The organism is Pontibacter pamirensis, assembly GCF_010015475.1.
GTDB lineage: Bacteria > Bacteroidota > Bacteroidia > Cytophagales > Hymenobacteraceae > Pontibacter > Pontibacter pamirensis.
In genome coordinates this window covers 1-615 of record NZ_SSNI01000124.1, presented here as the reverse complement: position 1 = coordinate 615, position 615 = coordinate 1, and the positions used below count along the sequence as shown (strand labels likewise).

1 protein-coding gene is annotated in these 615 nt (G+C 45.0%); it reads right to left on the bottom strand.

The annotated features are described in order from the left end of the window. Positions 1-218, bottom strand: a 218-nt coding sequence (locus E1919_RS27235) for a transposase (RefSeq protein ID WP_162056544.1), incomplete at its 3' end; no start/stop codon positions are given. Positions 219-615 lie beyond the last annotated feature (397 nt).

Sequence of the window (615 nt, the reverse complement as noted above, 5' to 3'; positions counted from 1 at the left end):
GTGCCGTCCGCTTTCCACCTGCTGAAGTAGTAGTACACCAACTGCCACTTGGGAAAGAGTTCCGTCGGCAGGTTGCGCCATTGGTTGCCAAGGCGAAGACACCAAAAGATGGCGTCGGCAATAACCCGGAGCGAGTGTTTGCGTTTCCGATGGGTGGGCAGTGATTCCTTCACAATATCCCATTGCGAGTCAGTGAGTCTCTTGTATTGAGATTGCATAAGCTTTTGAGTTTGGTTACCCATTGCTTACGCACTGACTCGCTCTTTTTTGCTCATCCTCTAAATTTAAACATGCTCTTAGAAACGGGTAATGCAGGACTACGATATTATCAAAACAGGGATGCCATATTTGAGCCTGATGATGAATATATTAGTGTAAGAAAAGTTTCTAACAATTGGTATGTCTATCAAAGGAATTGGAACTAATATCATCGCCTAACCAAGTTCAGCCTTAACCCTTGCTACGCTTCGGGATTCGGCTGCACCACACCGTCAGACTGTCTAATAACTTCCAGTCTTTTGCAACTTTCATTCTGGTAAGTAGCTAAACACTAGAGTACTAGTTTGCTTACTGCTATGAAATTCAAACAAGCCTTGCGTCGGGACGAGCCTCCCT